Origin of the sequence: Sulfodiicoccus acidiphilus (assembly GCF_003967175.1) — an archaeon.
In the GTDB taxonomy this organism is placed as follows: domain Archaea; phylum Thermoproteota; class Thermoprotei_A; order Sulfolobales; family Sulfolobaceae; genus Sulfodiicoccus; species Sulfodiicoccus acidiphilus.
The window spans coordinates 887,413-903,981 of record NZ_AP018553.1 but is presented as its reverse complement, the minus strand read 5'-3'; the positions used below and the strand labels follow the sequence as shown (position 1 = coordinate 903,981).

At 49.7% G+C, this 16,569-nt stretch carries 25 protein-coding genes and 1 pseudogene; 8 read left to right on the top strand and 18 right to left on the bottom strand.

Annotated features, from left to right (window positions below; all coding sequences use genetic code 11):
• Window positions 1-30: 30 nt before the first annotated feature.
• From rpl12p to HS1genome_RS04780, 14 genes are all read right to left on the bottom strand, one after another.
• Entirely contained in the window at window positions 31-342 is a 312-nt protein-coding gene (gene rpl12p / locus HS1genome_RS04845; RefSeq protein ID WP_126449845.1) for a 50S ribosomal protein P1, read from the bottom strand.
• A 43-nt stretch (window positions 343-385) separates the two neighbouring features.
• Entirely contained in the window at window positions 386-1,372 is a 987-nt protein-coding gene (locus HS1genome_RS04840) for a 50S ribosomal protein L10 (RefSeq protein ID WP_126449844.1), read from the bottom strand.
• Window positions 1,373-2,023, bottom strand: coding sequence for a 50S ribosomal protein L1 (locus tag HS1genome_RS04835; RefSeq protein WP_126449843.1), 651 nt, complete (start codon window positions 2,021-2,023; stop codon window positions 1,373-1,375).
• 3 nt (window positions 2,024-2,026) lie between these two features.
• Complete coding sequence (locus HS1genome_RS04830; protein WP_126449842.1) at window positions 2,027-2,533, bottom strand: 50S ribosomal protein L11; 507 nt, start codon at window positions 2,531-2,533, stop codon at window positions 2,027-2,029.
• A gap of 6 nt (window positions 2,534-2,539) precedes the next feature.
• On the bottom strand, window positions 2,540-2,992 hold the full coding sequence (locus tag HS1genome_RS04825; RefSeq protein ID WP_126449841.1) for a transcription elongation factor Spt5: 453 nt from the start codon (window positions 2,990-2,992) through the stop codon (window positions 2,540-2,542).
• Window positions 2,993-2,995: 3 nt separating this feature from the next.
• Window positions 2,996-3,175, bottom strand: coding sequence for a preprotein translocase subunit SecE (locus HS1genome_RS04820; protein ID WP_126449840.1), 180 nt, complete (start codon window positions 3,173-3,175; stop codon window positions 2,996-2,998).
• Window positions 3,176-3,206: 31 nt separating this feature from the next.
• A complete protein-coding gene (gene ftsY, locus HS1genome_RS04815) occupies window positions 3,207-4,133 on the bottom strand; it encodes a signal recognition particle-docking protein FtsY (RefSeq protein WP_373286770.1) in 927 nt (308 codons plus the stop codon).
• A 99-nt stretch (window positions 4,134-4,232) separates the two neighbouring features.
• Complete coding sequence (gene pfdA, locus HS1genome_RS04810; protein WP_126449838.1) at window positions 4,233-4,685, bottom strand: prefoldin subunit alpha; 453 nt, start codon at window positions 4,683-4,685, stop codon at window positions 4,233-4,235.
• Between the two features lie 10 nt (window positions 4,686-4,695).
• A complete protein-coding gene (rpl18a, locus tag HS1genome_RS04805) occupies window positions 4,696-4,950 on the bottom strand; it encodes a 50S ribosomal protein L18Ae (RefSeq protein ID WP_126449837.1) in 255 nt (84 codons plus the stop codon).
• Between the two features lie 2 nt (window positions 4,951-4,952).
• A complete protein-coding gene (locus HS1genome_RS04800) occupies window positions 4,953-5,621 on the bottom strand; it encodes a translation initiation factor IF-6 (protein ID WP_126449836.1) in 669 nt (222 codons plus the stop codon).
• Window positions 5,618-5,887, bottom strand: coding sequence for a 50S ribosomal protein L31e (locus tag HS1genome_RS04795; RefSeq protein WP_126449835.1), 270 nt, complete (start codon window positions 5,885-5,887; stop codon window positions 5,618-5,620). The genes HS1genome_RS04800 and HS1genome_RS04795 overlap by 4 nt, the downstream gene beginning before the upstream one ends.
• Window positions 5,888-5,891: 4 nt before the next feature.
• Entirely contained in the window at window positions 5,892-6,047 is a 156-nt protein-coding gene (locus HS1genome_RS04790) for a 50S ribosomal protein L39e (protein WP_126449834.1), read from the bottom strand.
• The gene (locus HS1genome_RS04785) at window positions 6,044-6,388 is read right to left on the bottom strand and encodes a DNA-binding protein (protein WP_126449833.1); all 345 of its coding nucleotides are present in this window, start codon (window positions 6,386-6,388) and stop codon (window positions 6,044-6,046) included. Before HS1genome_RS04785 ends, HS1genome_RS04790 begins: the two co-directional genes overlap by 4 nt.
• Window positions 6,389-6,393: 5 nt before the next feature.
• Window positions 6,394-6,858, bottom strand: coding sequence for a 30S ribosomal protein S19e (locus HS1genome_RS04780; RefSeq protein WP_126449832.1), 465 nt, complete (start codon window positions 6,856-6,858; stop codon window positions 6,394-6,396).
• Between the two features lie 74 nt (window positions 6,859-6,932).
• Here HS1genome_RS04780 and HS1genome_RS04775 point away from each other — a divergent pair, with 74 nt between their 5' ends.
• Entirely contained in the window at window positions 6,933-8,099 is a 1,167-nt protein-coding gene (locus HS1genome_RS04775) for a nicotinate phosphoribosyltransferase (protein WP_126449831.1), read from the top strand.
• Here the strand turns inward: HS1genome_RS04775 and HS1genome_RS04770 are convergent.
• The 3 genes from HS1genome_RS04770 to HS1genome_RS04760 all read right to left on the bottom strand — a co-directional run bounded on the left by HS1genome_RS04770 (window position 8,092) and on the right by HS1genome_RS04760 (window position 10,817).
• Window positions 8,092-9,135 (bottom strand): phosphate signaling complex PhoU family protein, encoded by a 1,044-nt coding sequence (locus tag HS1genome_RS04770; RefSeq protein WP_126449830.1) that lies wholly within the window; start codon window positions 9,133-9,135, stop codon window positions 8,092-8,094. The two genes, HS1genome_RS04775 and HS1genome_RS04770, sit on opposite strands and share 8 nt — an antisense overlap.
• Window positions 9,136-9,197: 62 nt before the next feature.
• Entirely contained in the window at window positions 9,198-10,181 is a 984-nt protein-coding gene (locus HS1genome_RS04765) for a DUF711 family protein (RefSeq protein WP_126449829.1), read from the bottom strand.
• Window positions 10,182-10,193: 12 nt separating this feature from the next.
• Entirely contained in the window at window positions 10,194-10,817 is a 624-nt protein-coding gene (locus HS1genome_RS04760) for a sulfite oxidase-like oxidoreductase (protein ID WP_126449828.1), read from the bottom strand.
• An 87-nt stretch (window positions 10,818-10,904) separates the two neighbouring features.
• On the opposite strand from HS1genome_RS04760, the gene HS1genome_RS04755 reads away from it, so the two are divergent.
• From HS1genome_RS04755 to HS1genome_RS04740, 4 genes are all read left to right on the top strand, one after another.
• On the top strand, window positions 10,905-11,306 hold the full coding sequence (locus HS1genome_RS04755; protein ID WP_126449827.1) for a DsrE family protein: 402 nt from the start codon (window positions 10,905-10,907) through the stop codon (window positions 11,304-11,306).
• Window positions 11,303-11,536, top strand: a complete 234-nt coding sequence (locus HS1genome_RS04750; RefSeq protein ID WP_229768162.1) for a sulfurtransferase TusA family protein — start codon at window positions 11,303-11,305, stop codon at window positions 11,534-11,536. The genes HS1genome_RS04755 and HS1genome_RS04750 overlap by 4 nt, the downstream gene beginning before the upstream one ends.
• Window positions 11,537-11,660: 124 nt before the next feature.
• Window positions 11,661-12,497 carry a cysteine synthase family protein gene (locus HS1genome_RS04745; protein ID WP_126451316.1) on the top strand — a complete coding sequence of 279 codons (837 nt, stop codon included), beginning with the start codon at window positions 11,661-11,663 and terminating at the stop codon, window positions 12,495-12,497.
• Window positions 12,498-12,868: 371 nt separating this feature from the next.
• The gene (locus tag HS1genome_RS04740; protein WP_126449826.1) at window positions 12,869-13,540 is read left to right on the top strand and encodes a BUD32 family EKC/KEOPS complex subunit; all 672 of its coding nucleotides are present in this window, start codon (window positions 12,869-12,871) and stop codon (window positions 13,538-13,540) included.
• Here HS1genome_RS04740 and HS1genome_RS04735 read toward each other — a convergent pair.
• Window positions 13,537-13,734 carry a hypothetical protein gene (locus tag HS1genome_RS04735; RefSeq protein ID WP_229768163.1) on the bottom strand — a complete coding sequence of 66 codons (198 nt, stop codon included), beginning with the start codon at window positions 13,732-13,734 and terminating at the stop codon, window positions 13,537-13,539. The two genes, HS1genome_RS04740 and HS1genome_RS04735, sit on opposite strands and share 4 nt — an antisense overlap.
• A 29-nt stretch (window positions 13,735-13,763) precedes the next feature.
• Here HS1genome_RS04735 and moaA point away from each other — a divergent pair.
• The 3 genes and pseudogenes from moaA to folE all read left to right on the top strand — a co-directional run.
• Window positions 13,764-14,681, top strand: a pseudogene (gene moaA / locus HS1genome_RS04730) (GTP 3',8-cyclase MoaA); the annotation flags it as partial.
• 10 nt (window positions 14,682-14,691) lie between these two features.
• Window positions 14,692-15,738, top strand: a complete 1,047-nt coding sequence (locus HS1genome_RS04725) for a M24 family metallopeptidase (protein WP_229768164.1) — start codon at window positions 14,692-14,694, stop codon at window positions 15,736-15,738.
• A gap of 197 nt (window positions 15,739-15,935) precedes the next feature.
• On the top strand, window positions 15,936-16,559 hold the full coding sequence (folE, locus tag HS1genome_RS04720; protein WP_126449824.1) for a GTP cyclohydrolase I: 624 nt from the start codon (window positions 15,936-15,938) through the stop codon (window positions 16,557-16,559).
• Window positions 16,560-16,569 lie beyond the last annotated feature (10 nt).

Below are 16,569 nucleotides of genomic sequence, written 5' to 3'. Positions count from 1 at the left end.
AAGTGGAGACGGTTCAATAAAATAGTTACCTCAGCCGAAGAGGGAGGACAGTCCTTCCGCCAATTCCTCCTCGCTTGGTCCCTTCTTCTCCTCTTCTTTCTCCTTCTTGGCCTCCTGCTGTGGAGCAGCCTGCTGTGCTGGCACAGCTGCTACCGCGACCGGGGCCGTGGCAGCCGACTTCAAGACTTCGTCTATGTTGACCTCCTTGAGGGCCGCGGCAACAGCCTTGAGTCTCACTTCGTCCACCTCAATGCCAGCTGCACTTAGAACGTTCTTTAGAGCGTCCTCGTTTATGTCTTTCTTCGCAGCATGTAGCAGGAGACTAGCGTATATATACTCCATAACTTCTCACTTCACTGACATCTGAAGCTCCCTATAAAAAGCTTTAGCCGAAGAGGGAGGACAGTCCTTCCGCCAATTCCTCCTCGCTTGGTCCCTTCTTCTCCTCTTCTTTCTCCTTCTTGGCCTCCTGCTGTGGAGCAGCCTGCTGTGCTGGCACCACCCCGAGGTTGACAGAGCCCGAGATTGCTAACGCTAGGGCCGTCGCTTTTGCCACTGCCCTGCTGAACACGGCCTGGGCCGTCTCTGGTGTTACGAACCCAGCTTCAGCCGAGACTGCCGTGGCCCTTTGGAACGCCTTGGTTATGCTCGCCTTCAACACCTCGGGTATCGGAAGGGCTATCTCAGACGCTAGAGTCGCTGAGTTTCTCCCAGCTACGGCTACCTCATTCCTGTAGGAATCCAAGTCTATCTTCAGTTGTTCCGCATCTATGACAACACCATCTTGGTAGGCCCCCTTCATTTTCAGTTGGATGTAGACTGGCTGTACTCCTAGCTTCTGCAATATGGCCAGAGCGTCTATAGGTATGGGATCTCCAGGCCTAGCTATGACAGCGTCCTTTACGACAAAGACCCTTCCCTCCTGAACTCTGGTTTGCACCTTGAGCTTCCCGAACGTGCTGAGGATGGGCCCAGCTTGCATTCCAGTGTCTCCGGCCGGTATCACTATTTCCTCATCTGCTTTATCACCTGGCCTGGCGAACCTCTTCAGCTTGAATTTTGAGATGTCTATTGAGACCTCGAACGGATTCTTGTCAGTTATGATGAAGGCGTTCGGTCCGGTCAGAGTTCTCTCTAGTTCACCAATCTCTATTCCAGCCTTCTTGGCGGCGAGCTGAAATAAAGTGTTCCTGACCACCCTGACCTCTGCTTTACCTCTTAGCCTCTTCCTTATCTCTCCTAGCTTATCTGCGGGGAATCCCTCTATGCTGGCGACTATGAAAGTCTTTGTCTCGCTTAGTCTCTGAGCTAGCTCCTCGACTTCTTTAATCTTCCAGTCTGCAATCTTCTTGGCCTTCATAGCAAGTGCCATTCACTTCACCCTGACTGGCTTCCCCATCGTGGTCTTCACGTAGATTGCCTTCACGTTAGATTGGCTCTTGAGCTTCGACTCGACTACGTTGAGCACAGCTAAAGCGTTGGCGGCAAGCTTATCCGGACCTAGGTCCACTGTACCTATGAATGCTTGTACGTGAGGTTGATCCTTGGTCCTAAGAAGTGTTGCCCTTTTGTAGTTGGAGATGACCTCCACTGGGTCTAGGTTGTTGGGCATAGGAACCGGGAATTTGCCTCGAGGACCAAGGGCTGGTCCTAGGACCCTACCAGCTAGGGCCATATTATCTTGGGAAATGAGGAACCATTGGTTTTGGCTGGCTAGTTTCTTCACTGCCCTTTTGTTCCCCTGAAGCTTCTGTAGTTCGTCCTTGCTCATTACGACGGCTGGTTGGGCCTTCTTAGCGTTCTCTAGTTGTTCGAAGTTGGGCACGACGAGAACTCTCCTCTCCACTGATGGTCTGTTAGGCAGGAAAACCGTCTCCCTGAGCTTCACGTCTCCAACCTTCATGTTGACATCCTTGAAGACCACTATCACATCAACAGCTTGGGTGAAGTTCCTCTTTGGATTGAGTCCCTCTGAAAGTGCTTCGCTCAGGGCCTCCGCCAGCTTCTCTTGGGTGACGATCAAGTTTCAGTTCCCCCTCCACTTTTCCTCGTACTTACTAAAAAGTTCGTCATGCACCCCCTGTTTCACCTCCTTTGCTACCTCCTTGGCATCCTTCCCCTCCACCGTTACGCCTACACTGTGGGCAGTTCCAAGGACGCTTAGAGCTGCTGCCTTTAACGTCCTAGAGAGCATTCCTTCCCTCTTCATTAAACAGACCTCTACAAGTTGTTCCATCGTTATGTTTCCCACCTTGTTGTGGGCGGGATCACCAGAAGGGCCTTGGGCTCCCGCGTACTTCACTAGTAGGGAAGTTGTTGTGGGTATTCCAACTCTAATCTCGTATCTCTTCGAATCAACGTCCACTTCGAGAGTGACTGGGAGGCTCATTCCCTTGAACTGTGAGGTAGCCTCGTTGAGCCTCTTAACTACCTCTCCGACGTTAAGTCCTAACTGAGAGAGAGTTGGCGCTAGAGGAGGTCCTGGCTTAATGTTGCCTCCCTCTACCACTATCTTGATGGACTTGATGGGCATACTTCTCTACCTCTTAATCTGTTTCACGTTATCCGCAGGGACTGTGACCTGCAAGGGGTATGCGGACTCCAGTATATTTAACACTACCTCTCCTTTTGCTTCCTCAACTCTAGCAACCTGTGCTTGGAATCCTCTGAATGGCCCAGAGGCGATCTCCACGACGTCTCCCGGCTTGAGTCCTATCTGTACTGTTCTCTTGCTAACGAAGGAGAGCACCTCTTCCCTAGTCAGCAGGCCATGGGCAAGGCCCCTGAAGTATCTTATCCCCGCGGTTATGAGCCTCACCACGTGTGCCCCAGAGGCCTCCACTACCACGTACCCCTTGAGCTCTGGGGGAATGAGTATGGCATAGACCTCGCTTATATTATTCGCCTTTATTCTCTCCTCCATCATAAGTGCTACGTTAAGTTCCTGCCCACTGGTCACCTTTAAAACGTAGTAGTTCCTTGCTTCTTGCAACTCTCATACCCCTAAAAGGACTGTGGCCAGCTGAATCACCAACGCCAAAACACCAATCACCACAAGTACCAGAAACACCGTCCTTAAGTTGAAGGTGAAGTTCTTCCTGTCTGGTTTACTGGACGAAGTCATTAGCCTCTTCCAGCCATCTGCTAGCTCTCTAAGACTCTCCCTAATGTTCATGGTGAAAAGGTGTAAACGGGACTAAATTAATCTAACTGAATACCCTCTCTACGAACCATTCTGGATCGAACTTGACTAAACTGTCGTATTCTTGTCCAACGCCCAGCATAACAACTGGTTTCCCAAGCTCCTTGGCCACGGAAAGTATGGTGCCACCTTTAACGTCTGCGTCCACTTTAGTTAGTATAACACCGTCGTAGCCTACGTTCTCCTCGAAGGCCTTGGCTTGGTTAAGCGCGTCGTTTCCAGCCAAAGAGTCTAAGACCAAGATCCTCATGTTGGGTTTCGAGATGCGGACGACTCTCTTCAGTTCCTCCATTAAGTCGGCGTCAGTGTTCATCCTTCCAGCGGTGTCTACTAAGACCACTTGAGCCCCCACCTTCTTGGCGTGGGTTATGGCCGAGTAGGCCACAGAGGCTGGATCTGAACCGTACTTGCCCTTGATTAGAGTCACCTCGAGTTTCTTGCAGTGATATTCCAATTGCTCTTGGGCTGCAGCTCTGAACGTGTCCGCCGCTGCAACCACGGGAACCAGGCCGGCCTTCTTCATCATGTAGGCCACCTTGGCAATGGTAGTAGTCTTACCTACACCGTTTATGCCGAAGAAAACGATTACGTATGGTTTTGGCCCAACTTTAACTGCTTCTATTAGATCGAGTCCGGCCCCCTGGGCCACGATCTCGTAAATGCTTTTTTTTAAGGTGGTTCGCACCACCTCCTCCACATCAGTTCCCCTCCTCAACTTCCTTCCCATTAGTGCAGTCTTCAAGTCGTTCAACAATGATTCAGTTACGGTGTAAGACACGTCACTTTCCAGCAGTTCTGTTCTCAGCTCCTCCAGTAGCTGATTAAGTTCGTCTTCCTTGACCTCCCTGTATTTCAGGAAGTCAAGGATGCCACCCTTACCTTCACCCTGAGTAGTCTCCTGTTTTCCCTGTTCCCCTGGCTGCAGGGGCAGCGATGACTCCGCAGTGACCCGAGTTCCCTGTTCGATGTGTTCCTTCTCATCTTTACCGAAGAGGTTGGAAAACGCCTTCTTTAATCTGTCGAAACAAATTCACTCGCCCTCTCCTGAGGGACCTTGTCTCTCCGCTTGCTGTATCTGGTTCAGGATCGCCGCTATTTCGTTATAGGCACTGACGCTTTTAGATAGTTCCTCCTGCAGTGTTTGGATGTTGGTTTTAACGCTCTCTTCCTCCTTGTTGAGCATTTCTACTCCCGTCTTAGGGTCAACTTCCACATAGTAATTCATTCCTAGGTTCACCAACACCTTCCCTAATGACACAGTGACGCCTTCTAGAATCACGTAGCCTTTCCTATCTGTAGCGAGCAACAGCTCCCTTCCACCCGAGCCGAGGAGTCCTATGGCTTCCTTACTGCTCTCTATAGATATCAGGGAGTCTGTGAGTTCCCTGACCATGTTTTGCAACCTATTTATGTAGTCTCTCAATTGCTCTGCTTGGGCCACCAACTGATCTACCGACACCTCGACCCTATTTTGCTCCGTCACCTTCCCCGCCTCATATTACTCTGCTCATCGATGCTAGATCTGTTATTCTCTTGTCGGGTACCTGTTCCAACGAGATCTCCTCAATCGACGTGATCTTTATTTCGTCCCTTCTTATACCGTTCTTACTTCCGAAATGTGAGTAGACTTTCTCTATAGCTTCCTTCTTATTAACTGCCCTAACGTACTTTGTGAACTGTTGTTCAATAGGAAACTTGTCTGTATTGAATTTAGCTCGCCCTTTCACCATGTAATTCTTCACTTCCATCCCTAATCACCCAACACTCTTTCTATTCTGACTATCTCAGGACCTGTAGTAGCAGGCCCTATTAAAATTCCCTTATCGTTAGTAACTACGCCACTTTTAACGAAGACACTTCCGAAGTTAACGGTACCTACGTCGACCTTAGTTTTAAAGAGTGAGGAAACTAACTCTATGTCCTCCTTGGTTGCATCAACGTGAACTAGTGCACCTCTACTGTTAACAGCTCCCACGGAGCCGACGATCTGCACCTCGGCTATAGTTCCCCTCTGTACCTCTACGTCCAGTGTGTCCTTTATCACCCTCAACGCCGCATCAGGGAAATCTTTGAACACCAGAGCCCCCCTGTTATTTGTTAGAATGATATTTCCTAAGGCGGTGGCTTTGGTGTCGAGTACGTCGATCCTCATGTCCGGAAGTATTGCCTTCAGAGTCTTGAGCTCTTCCTCCCTGATTACCTTGGGTACTAGCAATCCGTTGTCATTTCCAGCTATTAGAGTTGCCACTAAGAAGGTTCCTGCCACCTGAATCTCGATTAGTTCGGTTCTCAGTGTTCCCTCGATTGCATTCTTAGTCTCCTTCTCCAATCCAGGCGGAATCAGGGTGTACTTGTTGTTGGTGAAGACGTATATTCCTATGTTATCGCTTCCGAAAACCGAAGCCTTCTGAAGAGTCATGCGCTGACCTTTAGAACGGACTTTACTATAACGGTCTTCTCTCCGATCTTAGAGATGGCCACTGTAACCTTGGAGGGACATCTATTTCTTCCCCTACCTAAGACCAGCTCTGCCAACAACGGATCCACTATCACTCTTGTTGCACCGGTGTGTCTCCTCACTTCCCGTCTGATTTCACGTATAGCCCTGCTAGCCCTTCCTGCCCTCTTCCCAGTCTGTACTTCTCGGAGCGAAATTACCATCTCGAAATTCTCTTTTTCCTGCAACTTCTTACACCTTCAGCTTAGTTCTCCTCCAGTTCCTCCTTATAGGGTTGTACCTCACTTCGTTATTGGTTCTGAGGATTATCCAAGCTGGAATGGCCCTATTGGCCCTAAGCTTCTTTCCCAACCTAAGCTTTAACGCCAATGGTTTGGCTTTGCTCACTTCCAACCCCTCTCTCTTATTGTTATGTTGAAGTCCCTCTTCCCCTGTCCTGAGAGTTGTTCTAGGATCCTTTTCAGGTCCTCTTCACTCACTGGAACCGCCACCCTTCCAGCTTGGGCTAGGGCTATGAGCTGGTTTTCTATGGCGTCGGCGACTTCAGGCCTTACTAACCTGACGTTGTTCAATCTTTCCCTGGCCTCTGGCGTCAAGATAATCCTTAGCGCGGCGTCCTTCTTTGCTCTCATTTCAGCCCTCTGTCTCTCCTCGTCTGCCTTCCTTCTCGTTTCGTTAGCCCTTCTCCTTAGGAGTTCCTCTAGTTCTGGGTCGTACTCGTCTGACATAACATTCACTTCCCTAGGTACTTTTTCAGTTCAGGGTTTATTTCGCTTACTTCCTTGAAGACTTCCATAGACATTCTATCCATTAAAGATCTGCCCTTGCCGCTGAGAATCCTTCCTCCCTTCACCCTGTGAAGCAGGCCCGCCTTCTCTAACTGTCGCATTATGAGTCTGTTTGCGTGACCCGGGGCCTTTGTGAACCTGTTGGGAGCTGAACCTCTCCTAGCTGCTCCCCCATATATTGTTCTCAGGGAGGACGTCCCTATTTTTCCCTCTATGTATATCTTTCTCATTATGGATGCGGCTCTGATGTACCACCATTCTGTTGGCTCGTCGGGCACTCTCTCCTTCATAGGTCCAGTCTTGGCTACAAGGGCCCATTCAGGAGGCGAGACCTCCTTGAAGTTCTCCTTTATGTAACTTGACAGCCTCCTTATCAAGGCGTCAGCTGGAACCATGGTCGCAGTTATCATTCATACTCCACCCTCTGAACGTCAATCTCTGCACTCCACCAAACTTTAAAAGTTATCAGTCAGCTCATCACGCAATGAGGACGTTCGCAGCTCAGGAGAGGGACATAGTGGAGGGTAAGGTTACTGATGTGTATTTTGAAAGAACAATGAGAGTCCTGAAGGCCATGGGACTCGCCAACCTCAGAGTGAAGATGGAGGTGCATTCCTACGGGCTACCTCATGGCTATCAGTGGGCGGTTTTCGCAGGGTTGGAGGAGGCGTTGAGGTTACTAGAGGGACGCCAACTTGACGTATACGCTATGCCTGAGGGGACTCTGTTCAGGGAGGTGGAACCAGTAATGATAATTGAGGGGCCCTATGAGGAGATGGCGATTTATGAGACCGCCCTTCTTGGAGTCCTAAGGCACTCCTCGAGCATAGCGACGAAGGCAGCTCGAATAAGGCTCGCTGCTACTAACAAGACCCTCTTCTTTTTTGGACTACGCTCTGCTCATCCAGCCCTCGCCCCTGTACTAGATAGGGCTGCTTACGTTGGAGGGGTGGATTCCGTCTCGGGGGTGGTGAGCAGAGACTACTTCGGCCTAGAACCATCAGGCACAATGCCCCACGCTTTGGTTTTGGCGGTAGGTGACAACGAGAGCGCGTGGAAGGCCTTCGATGAGTTCGTGGAGCCTCAGGTACCCCGAATAATGTTGGTCGACACTTTAGAGGATGAAAGGACCGAGGCTCTAAAGGCTGCTAGGTTACTTGGGAAGAAGTTGACGGGAGTCAGACTTGACACTCCAGGTAGTAGAAGAGGAAACTTCAGGAGGATTATAGAGGAGGTCAGGTGGAATCTGAGGATAAATGGCCACGGGCATGTTAAGATCTTCGTGAGCGGAGGTATAGACGAGGAAGACATACTACAATTGAGAGACGTCGTTGATGGGTTCGGAGTTGGGACGTCTATAGCGTTCCCTCCTAGCGTTGACCTCAGTATGGACATAGTAGAGAAGTATGTGAATGGGCAGTGGGTTAAGTTCACTAAGAGGGGAAAGTGGCCTGGAGCTAAGCAGGTATATCGATGTCAAGGAATGCAGGATCACATCACGCTCATGGAGGAAAAGGTAGAGTTCCAAGGTTGCAGACCGTTGTTACGACAGTATATGAGCGCTGGCAAGATAATCCAGAGTCTCCCCTCACTGAAGGAGATCAGGGACTACGTGATCTCCCAACTCTCCCAGCTCGAACTCATCAAATGATTATTTCCCTTAGGTTTTCTAACGCCCTGTTGAACGATATCTCCGCTATTGGCTCCATGCGTCTTATGGAATTGTAGAGTCTCATGAACAGTAACCTTAGGGCCATGTCAGCTCTCTTCCCGTCCCCGTTCTTCGGGACCTCCACCTCAGGAATCTCGGTCAGGAGTGTCCTTCTCATTGTCCTTAATTCCTCCATCACTTCGTTGGTAAGCTTTATGTCTTCCTTGGAGAGCATCTTGGTTGCGTGATCTATTATCACTGAGGTCTGCTCTATTAGCATACTTATCTCATTCCACCTGCTCTTAAAACTCTCCAGCTCATCAGGGCTTAACATTAAGAGATCCGTCGCCGCCTCGGATACCTCGTCCGCCGCCTCCTCTACTGCCTTGACTAATATCCTGTTACCGATTATCTGGATCTTCTTCACACCTATGACGTATGCCAAGGTCCTGTTGGTCTGGGAGAGTATTAATTGCCTTAGTGCAAGGAAGTAGAGCCTGTCCACCTCCTTCTCCAATTCTATTACCTCCTGAAGGAATGTCCTACTTGACTCCTTTATTCCTAGGCTCAGGTAATGCAGCATTTGCTTCAAGGAGCTAGTCATTCTGAGCATGAGACTACTCATAGTGTACTTAGTGGGGTCTAGGAAGGACTGAACAGTTATACTATCGGGGGCCTGAGAAATGATCTCCAGTCCTATCAGGCTTCTAACCGCCTCCTTAACTCTCTTCATAGAGTCTTCGCTGAAGGGCTCGTCCTTGCTCTCAATTGTAAGTTTGTCGTACCCTGTGATGTAGGTGGCATAAACTATCCTGGCCAGCAGTTCCCCCATTGTGCTTCCAGGCGCGGTCACCTTGAGTTCCTTTGACGACGACTCAACCTTCATCGAAGGAGGGTAGACCTTCAAACTTCCGTCTTCATCGACTTCGATGTATACGTTCTCTCCTGGGGTCAAGCTCACCTCCTTTACCCAACCTGCTGGGAGGGACACCATCAGAGTGGACTTACCAAACTTTTGTACTCTCCTTATCTCCAAACTTATCTCCTCTAAGCTGAGTTTAAATGCAAACAGACTTATAAGACTGATTTAAGTCGAAGTCACACGACTTTGACGATTGGTATACGGCCGAATTGATCAAGGTTAATGACTGAGCCGTATTTTAGTCCGGTGGGAATTACCCTAACCCCGTAAGGCCTACCCTTTGTTGCCCTTAGGGCTAACAAATCCAGAAGCAATGACTTAAGGTTCACCTCTCCTAGGGCTACCATGTCTAGCCCGGCTGCACATACTGCCGTAAGTGAAATCAGTGAGCTTAAGGTGAGCGTCCCTTCCTCAACCCTAGACTTTAAGACGTTGTCCTCTCCCACTGGAAGCATCACTTCCGAAAACCCCAATCTCTTGTCGACCAAGTTAGATGCTTCCTCTATCTTCCTGTTCAAGTTCATCACTACTCCCATATTTCCTGGGGAGAAGAGCTTTCCACTATTTTCTTCTATTAGGGCCCCTACACTTTCGTCCATCCAAGGTGAAAGTGAGGGATCCACACCGAGGAACTTTGTCCCGAGTGAGGAGGCGGCTCTAATTCCCACTTCCTCCGCGATCCTCAGACTCTCACTCACCCTCCCTTCCTTGAACTCTTGAACGTAAAGGAGGGCCACTCCCACGCCTTCCTTCCCTGACGAACATGCCGCCGGAAAGTATGGAGTAAGAAGGAAGTCATGGTTTAACAATATTAGGAGCCTAGTGGCCTCTTCGGGTTCCAACTTTGACATGATAGAGGCCACTTCTTCAACCTGCTGCACGCTTCCTACTAGTATTGAGCCGAAGGAGTTAGGGACCGATCTAAGTAGATCGGGTACGTCCTTGACTCGAGGATCCTTGCCTCTAAGGTGCACCAAGGCGTATATGAGTTCCTTCCTCAGGGGGAGTTCCACTAATTTAGACGTTGTTATCTCCCGCGGGGTTGGCGGTAATGCCACTCTCTTACTCCAGACGTCTAACTGTATTGCGCTCAACGAGTCTGAGACTTCTGCAACCCTATCTAAGGAGGAAACGAAGTAAGTTAAAGCTCTTAGCTTCAACCGCAGTCGCTTCTACTTGCTGCGCCTTTTTCTTATATTAATAATGCTCATGAAGTCGTAGCTCTCAGCGTACCTTTGCTCCTTCCAATAGTCTCCCAGCATGTGGTACCCCCTCTGTTCCCAGAACCCCGGCGAGTCCTCGACCATCACCTCTATCGCCGAGATCCACTTGGCACTCTTCCAAGCATATAGTTGCGGTATTAGCGCTCTGAGCGGACCCCCGTGATCTGGTTCTAATTCCTTTCCGTTGAGTTTGTAGGCCAGCATGGAGTTATCGTCAATTGCGTACCTGAGTGGCACGTTGGTAGTATATCCGTCGTAGGAGTGTAACATGATGTACTCACCCTTAGGTCCAGCAGCTTCTAGGAGAGACCTCAGCGAGATTCCCTCCCACAGATCTCCTAGGCGGCTCCATCCAGTGACGCAGTGGAAGTCGAGAATCTTCTCCACCTTGGGGAACTTCATTAGCTCATCCCAACTTAACTCCATCACTCGTCCTACACTCCCAAACACCCTTAACCTTAGCCGGCTCCTCTCAACCTTAGGGGTCGGACCTAGGCTTAGGACGGGGAACTTATTAGTTACTACCTGGCCAGGGGGGACTCTCTCCTCAATACCCTTTGAGGTGTTGCTCACGGGTTCATAACTGAGGCATGGATATTAACATTGAGTTAACAACGTTTTCCTTAACACCTTTTTTAGGGTTTAGGAAAAGCTATTGGCATGTCTAAGCTCACCCTCTTGTTGGCAGATAACGCGTTGGACAAGCTCTATCACGGATTGGTGATGGCGTTAGACGCAAAGACTATGGGTTGGACGGTGAAGTTCTTCGTCACATCCCAGGCTATAGTTCTCTTTACAAAGAAGAGTCAAGGAAAAGGTAGGATGAAAATGGGGACGCTAGCCAGGCTTTACGTAAACTATTCTATGAAGAGGTTGGGGTTGTCATCTGCCCAAGACATGTTGAAAGAAGCTTTACAGGAGGGAGTGGAGTTTTACGTCGACGAGATAGGTCTCAAGATGGTCGGCTTCAGTAAGGAGGATATCATGGACGGAGTTAAGTTATCAGGGGGGGTCTCCTTCCTTCAAGAGGCTAGAGATTCTGACGTGGTGGTTACACTTTGAGCGAGTATGTGATAGATTCAAACGATGTTTGTAGTATGGTGTTAGTGAAGTTATTGAGGATATGGCGTAATGCTTCTCCTGGAGACATCGTTGTGGTGAGAACGCCATGGGAGGGAGCCGCCTCTGAGCTTGGGAAATGGTGCACCGAGACTGGAAACACCTTTCTCTCGGTCCAGCGAGAAGGCGGCAGGTACGTCGTGAGACTTCGCCTTGAAGGTAAGTTCACCTAAAAATCCACTGAGAGAAAGAGTTAAAGTCCCTCCCTGGAGCGCTTATCCAAGGTGGTCAGTATTTGTGTCCCTGAGCTTCGAGAAGGAGAACGTGTTCGAAGACCCAGTTCAGCTATTGGAGGGCATGTGGCCCACTCCTTTACTTAGATTACCCTTTGATGGAGATGTATGGGCTAAACTCGAATTCTATAACCCGTTCAGCAAAAGTGTTAAGGATAGGACCGCTTGGTTCCTTTTCAAGGAGGCCCTAAAGAAGGACTCGAAATGGATAATGGAGGCTACCTCCGGAAACACAGGATTAGCGTTGGCCGCACTCTCTGCTTACTTCAAAGTCAAGTTCACCTGCTTCCTACCCACTACTTCTCCTAACTCTTTTAAGGTGATGTTGAAGATGTTAGGCGCTGATGTGCAAGAGATGGGTTCTAGAACCAGTGAGATAGTGCCACTAGTGAAACAACTGGCCCAAGCCTCCGGTGCTATCAATCTCGATCAGTTCAATAGTGAGTTGAATGTGGAGGCACACTACAGGACAACCGGAATTGAACTTGAAAGACAGTTGAGAGCAGTGGGAAAAGTACCAAAGAACTTGGTGGCTACCTTAGGCACAGCAGGCCACATTATTGGCGTGGCAAGATACCTCAGGGAGGTGTATGGAGATCTCGTCAGGATCGTTGGGGTGCAACCTGCGATTGGGAGTGGAATACCAGGTATAAAGAGACTGGAAAGCGACAACAGGTTCATTAAGACCACTAAGATAGACGAAGTGGTTGACGTCACGGCTGAGGAGGCCGCTGAAGGTGCGTTAAGGGTGGCCAGGGCTGTAGGACTTCTTGTGGGCCCTAGCGCGGGCGCAACAGTTGCCGCTACAATGAAGCTCTCTCTTCAGGGTACAACTGTCCTGATCTTCCCAGACGACGCCTCGAAGTACCTTGATTTCTACAAGAGGTATTTAGGTCTGTGAACTACCACGCCCTCGCGGACGGGGCATCCCCACCTCGCGATGGGGATTTCCTCCTTCTCAGAGAAACCTCGATCCCCCTTCACCCACAGCGGAGGTTCCATCGAACGGAACCGTCCTGTGATGCCCCGTGTGGAAGAGAGGTCACGGGGGGTTTCCTCTCCACGGGCGTGAGTTCCCCCAGTCCCGAGGGTGCGACCCAGCTCTCACGGCCGATGTCTAGAAGACGTTGGAGTCTCATTACGAAAACGTTTCTATGAGGGGGTATCAGTCCCCACGGAAGGGGACTTCCGTCCCCTCGACCTCCATAGGGTCAAATTAGGGCCGTTCAACTCCCACAATTTTAAGCCACCACCTCTACGCTGCAACTGTAAATGGGTCTCGCCACCACCCTCGAGAGATTGATCAGGGAAACTTATTCTCAGTCTAGGGTCTCAACGGTCGGAGGCGTTAAGGTGATCATAAAGAACTATAGCTCACCTTACTCAATAAAATGGTACTTCATAACAACTGCCTTCTTCACCTACCCCTATGTTGCCGACCCTAAGAAGAGATTATCCAGGGAACTAGATTTCCTTCTCACGAACTGGAAAGGGTTCTCGACCCCTAAGGTCATAGACTTTGACTTGGATGAGCCATCGTTAACTAGAGAGTTCCTAGAAGGCAGGGAACCAGAAGCAGAGGACATGAAGCTACTTGGAAGAGGACTCAGGGAAATCCATGACAGAGGAGTAGTTATGGGGGACACTAAGGTAGAGAACTTTCTAATATCTGAAGAAAGGCTCTATGTGATTGATGCTGAGCAATCTACTTCCTCCGACTCCAGCGAGTTGAAGGCGTGGGATCTACTTGTTCTCTTCCTTTTCACCGCATATAAATACTTCAACGATCTAGACCAGTTCGAGAGAGGCGTGCAGCTCTTCGTCGACGCTTACCAACCTACTTCGGATGTAAGTAAGCTTGTCTTCAGTGCCAAGAACGCGTTCCTATTGGCTTTCATGCCTATCTTGCACGGGCGAGCAGTACAACGGATCCTCAATTCCTAAAAACTGTATACACTTATTGTTACTCCCCCGTCTCTGGTCAGCCTCAGCTCCAAGTCGCTAGTCTTCACACCACACGCTGGGCATTTGTAGAGGTACCTTATCTTCTTCAACTTGTCACTCATGATCTCTGTCTCTGCCTGAAAGTCCATTCTCACCCCGCACCGGGGACAGTCCATTTCCTTCATCATCTCCATTTATAATCGGTGTGGCGCTTATATTAGTAATGCTGGACAGGTACGGAAGACCGTTAGAGGACCTAAGAATAACGCTAACCCACACCTGCAATTTCAGCTGCTTCTTTTGTCACATGGAGGGCGAGCCTTTAGTGGAAAACCTGCTCTCGCCAAGTCAACTAGCCGTCGTGACGCGAGTTGCTAGGGAATTCGGAGTGGATAGCGTAAAGCTCACAGGAGGTGAACCCACCCTTAGAAGAGATCTCTTAGATGTCATATCCGCGATCAAGTCCACTGGGGTAGAAGACCTCTCCATGACCACTAACGGAGTCTTGCTAGCGAAGCTAGCTCGCAAGCTCAAGGACGCAGGACTTGATAGAGTTAACGTAAGTCTCCACGCGATCAGTAGAGATGGGTTCCGTAGGGTGACTGGGGTAGACGCCTTCAACACTGTATTGGGCGGTGTGAGGGCGGCCCTTGAGGCTGGATTAAGACCTCTCAAGCTCAACTATGTGGTCAATAGCTACAATGAAAGTGAAACGCTTGACTTCTTAGAGTTGGCTCAGTCTTTAGGAGTGGACGAAGTTCATCTCATAGAACTTCATCCGGTGGGATTGGGCAAACAAACCTTTTCAGCTCACGTAGGGCTAGATCGCTTAGAGGAGAAGCTCTCCCAGATCACCAAGAGGATTGAACAACGGAGCAAACACATGAGACCTCGATACAAACTATCGTCTGGTATGGTCGTGGAGGTAGTAAGGCCCTACAGGAATCCACTCTTCTGCTCTGGATGTAACAGGATAAGGCTGACCACTAAGGGAGAGTTAAAGACCTGTCTTTACAGGGAGGACAAAGTAGTCGACATATCCGAAGTTCTCAATGGAGCTTACGGTGAGGAGGAGAAGATCGACTTCATCAGGACGGCGTTCAGGACTGCCCTACTTATAAGGGAGCCCAACTTCAAATACTATCCAAGAGATGATGGCATCAAGAACTTCAAAGTTGGAACAAATTACTCGGGACTCAGGCTCCTGCGTCCTACTATTGGGTTCTCCTAACCTCTACTACTTCGCAGAATATGAAGGAGCAGGTGCAGTTCTCCGCTGTGGCGAGAATACTTACGTCATAACCCCTCTTTTGGATGCGTATAGGGCGCAGAACGTTAAGGGGGCAGAGGTAGTGATCTACGATCCTTACAATTCAGGACGGTTTTCCACCATGATCTCAGCGTTAGAGAAACTTGTCAACGGTAAGAGACTTGCCGTAGACCTGGCTTGGATACAAGTGCCCCTCTACAATGTCCTCCAAGCAAAGTTCGAGCTGGTGGACATCTCTGCACAGATCTCCAAGCTGAGGGCGATCAAGGAATCGTGGGAACTAGAGCGCATAAGCGCCGCGGGTGAGGTCACCTCCTCTGCAATGAAGAGGGGAGCGGAGGCCCTAGTCTCTGGGGTGACCGAATACCAAGTGGCGGGAGAAATTGATGCTACCATGAGGAAGAGCGGTGCAGAGGATTACGCATTTCCCAGCATAGTCGCTTTCGGTCCGGACACTGCTTTTCCACACTCTCAGCCAAGGGGTAGGGAATTGAGAGATGAGGATAATGCACTGTTCGATATAGGAGCTAAAGTTGGGGGTTACTGCTTCGACAGTACCAGGACCTTTCAGGTCAAGGGAGAGGTGAGGAAGGTATATGAGGTTGTCCTCCAGGCACAAGGTGAGGCGATAGATCTAGTAAAACCAGGTGTTAGGGCTTCTGACGTAGACCTGGCAGCGAGAAAAGTGATTGAGAAGGCAGGCCTAGGACGCTACTTCATTCATGCCACTGGGCATGGGGTTGGAATTGAGGTACACGAAAGTCCGACAGTCTCTCCTAGATCAGAGGACGTGTTGGAAAGGAATATGGTAATCACGGTGGAGCCGGGGGTCTACTTCAACGGAAAGTTCGGGGTCAGGATAGAAGATACCATAATTGTCGACTACCGTCCCAAGGTACTTTCTACTTTCCCTAAGGAGCTACCGTGAACTCGGTGAAGGCCTTTAGGAAGAAGCCCAGTCTTCATTCAAGGCCCTAGTCTGTAAGCCAATAAGTCAAAGCAGAAATCAATGACCTAAAGGAGTCCCCAAAAACATCGACTCCTGTCTGAAATAAAAAGAAACCGTGAAGCCAATTTGAATAAAGTGTTATATAACCACCGATGGGTTTAGTACTCGGTGTTTTCATGGAGCAACCGCAACTCGACCAGCAAGAGGTGGTGCAGGCCATAGCAAAGAGAATTCGGGAGGTGTTAGAGCTTCTCGGTGAGGATCCCAACAGGGAGGGGCTGGCTGAAACTCCGGCGAGAGTGGCTAGGGCCCTGCTGGAAATGACTGAGGGCATGAGGACTGAGATGCCAGAGGTGAAGGTCTTTAGTCTAAGGGAGGAAAATAGCACCTACGGCGAGGACGAAATAGTGGTAGCTAGGAACGTGAACTTCTCATCACTGTGTGAACATCACGTTCTCCCCTTCTTTGGGAAGGTGGACGTCGCTTACGTAGTCGGGAAGGAAGGATACGTCGCAGGCTTCAGTAAGCTCTCTAGGTTGGTCAATCACTTCGCATCTAGGTTGCAGCTTCAGGAGAGGTTGGCCAATCAGATCGCCGACTCATTAATGCAGAGTGACGTCAAGCCTAAGGGAGTGATGGTTATAATAAGGGGAGTCCACATGTGTGCCTACGTCAGGGGAGTGAAGGACAGAGAAGCAGATCTAGTTACCATGGTAACTCGCGGAGTGATGAAGACGAGTTCTACTGTCAGGAATCAGGCCTTCAGGTTGCTCGAGACGCAGAAGGTGGGCCTATTTTAGGGGGCCTTCT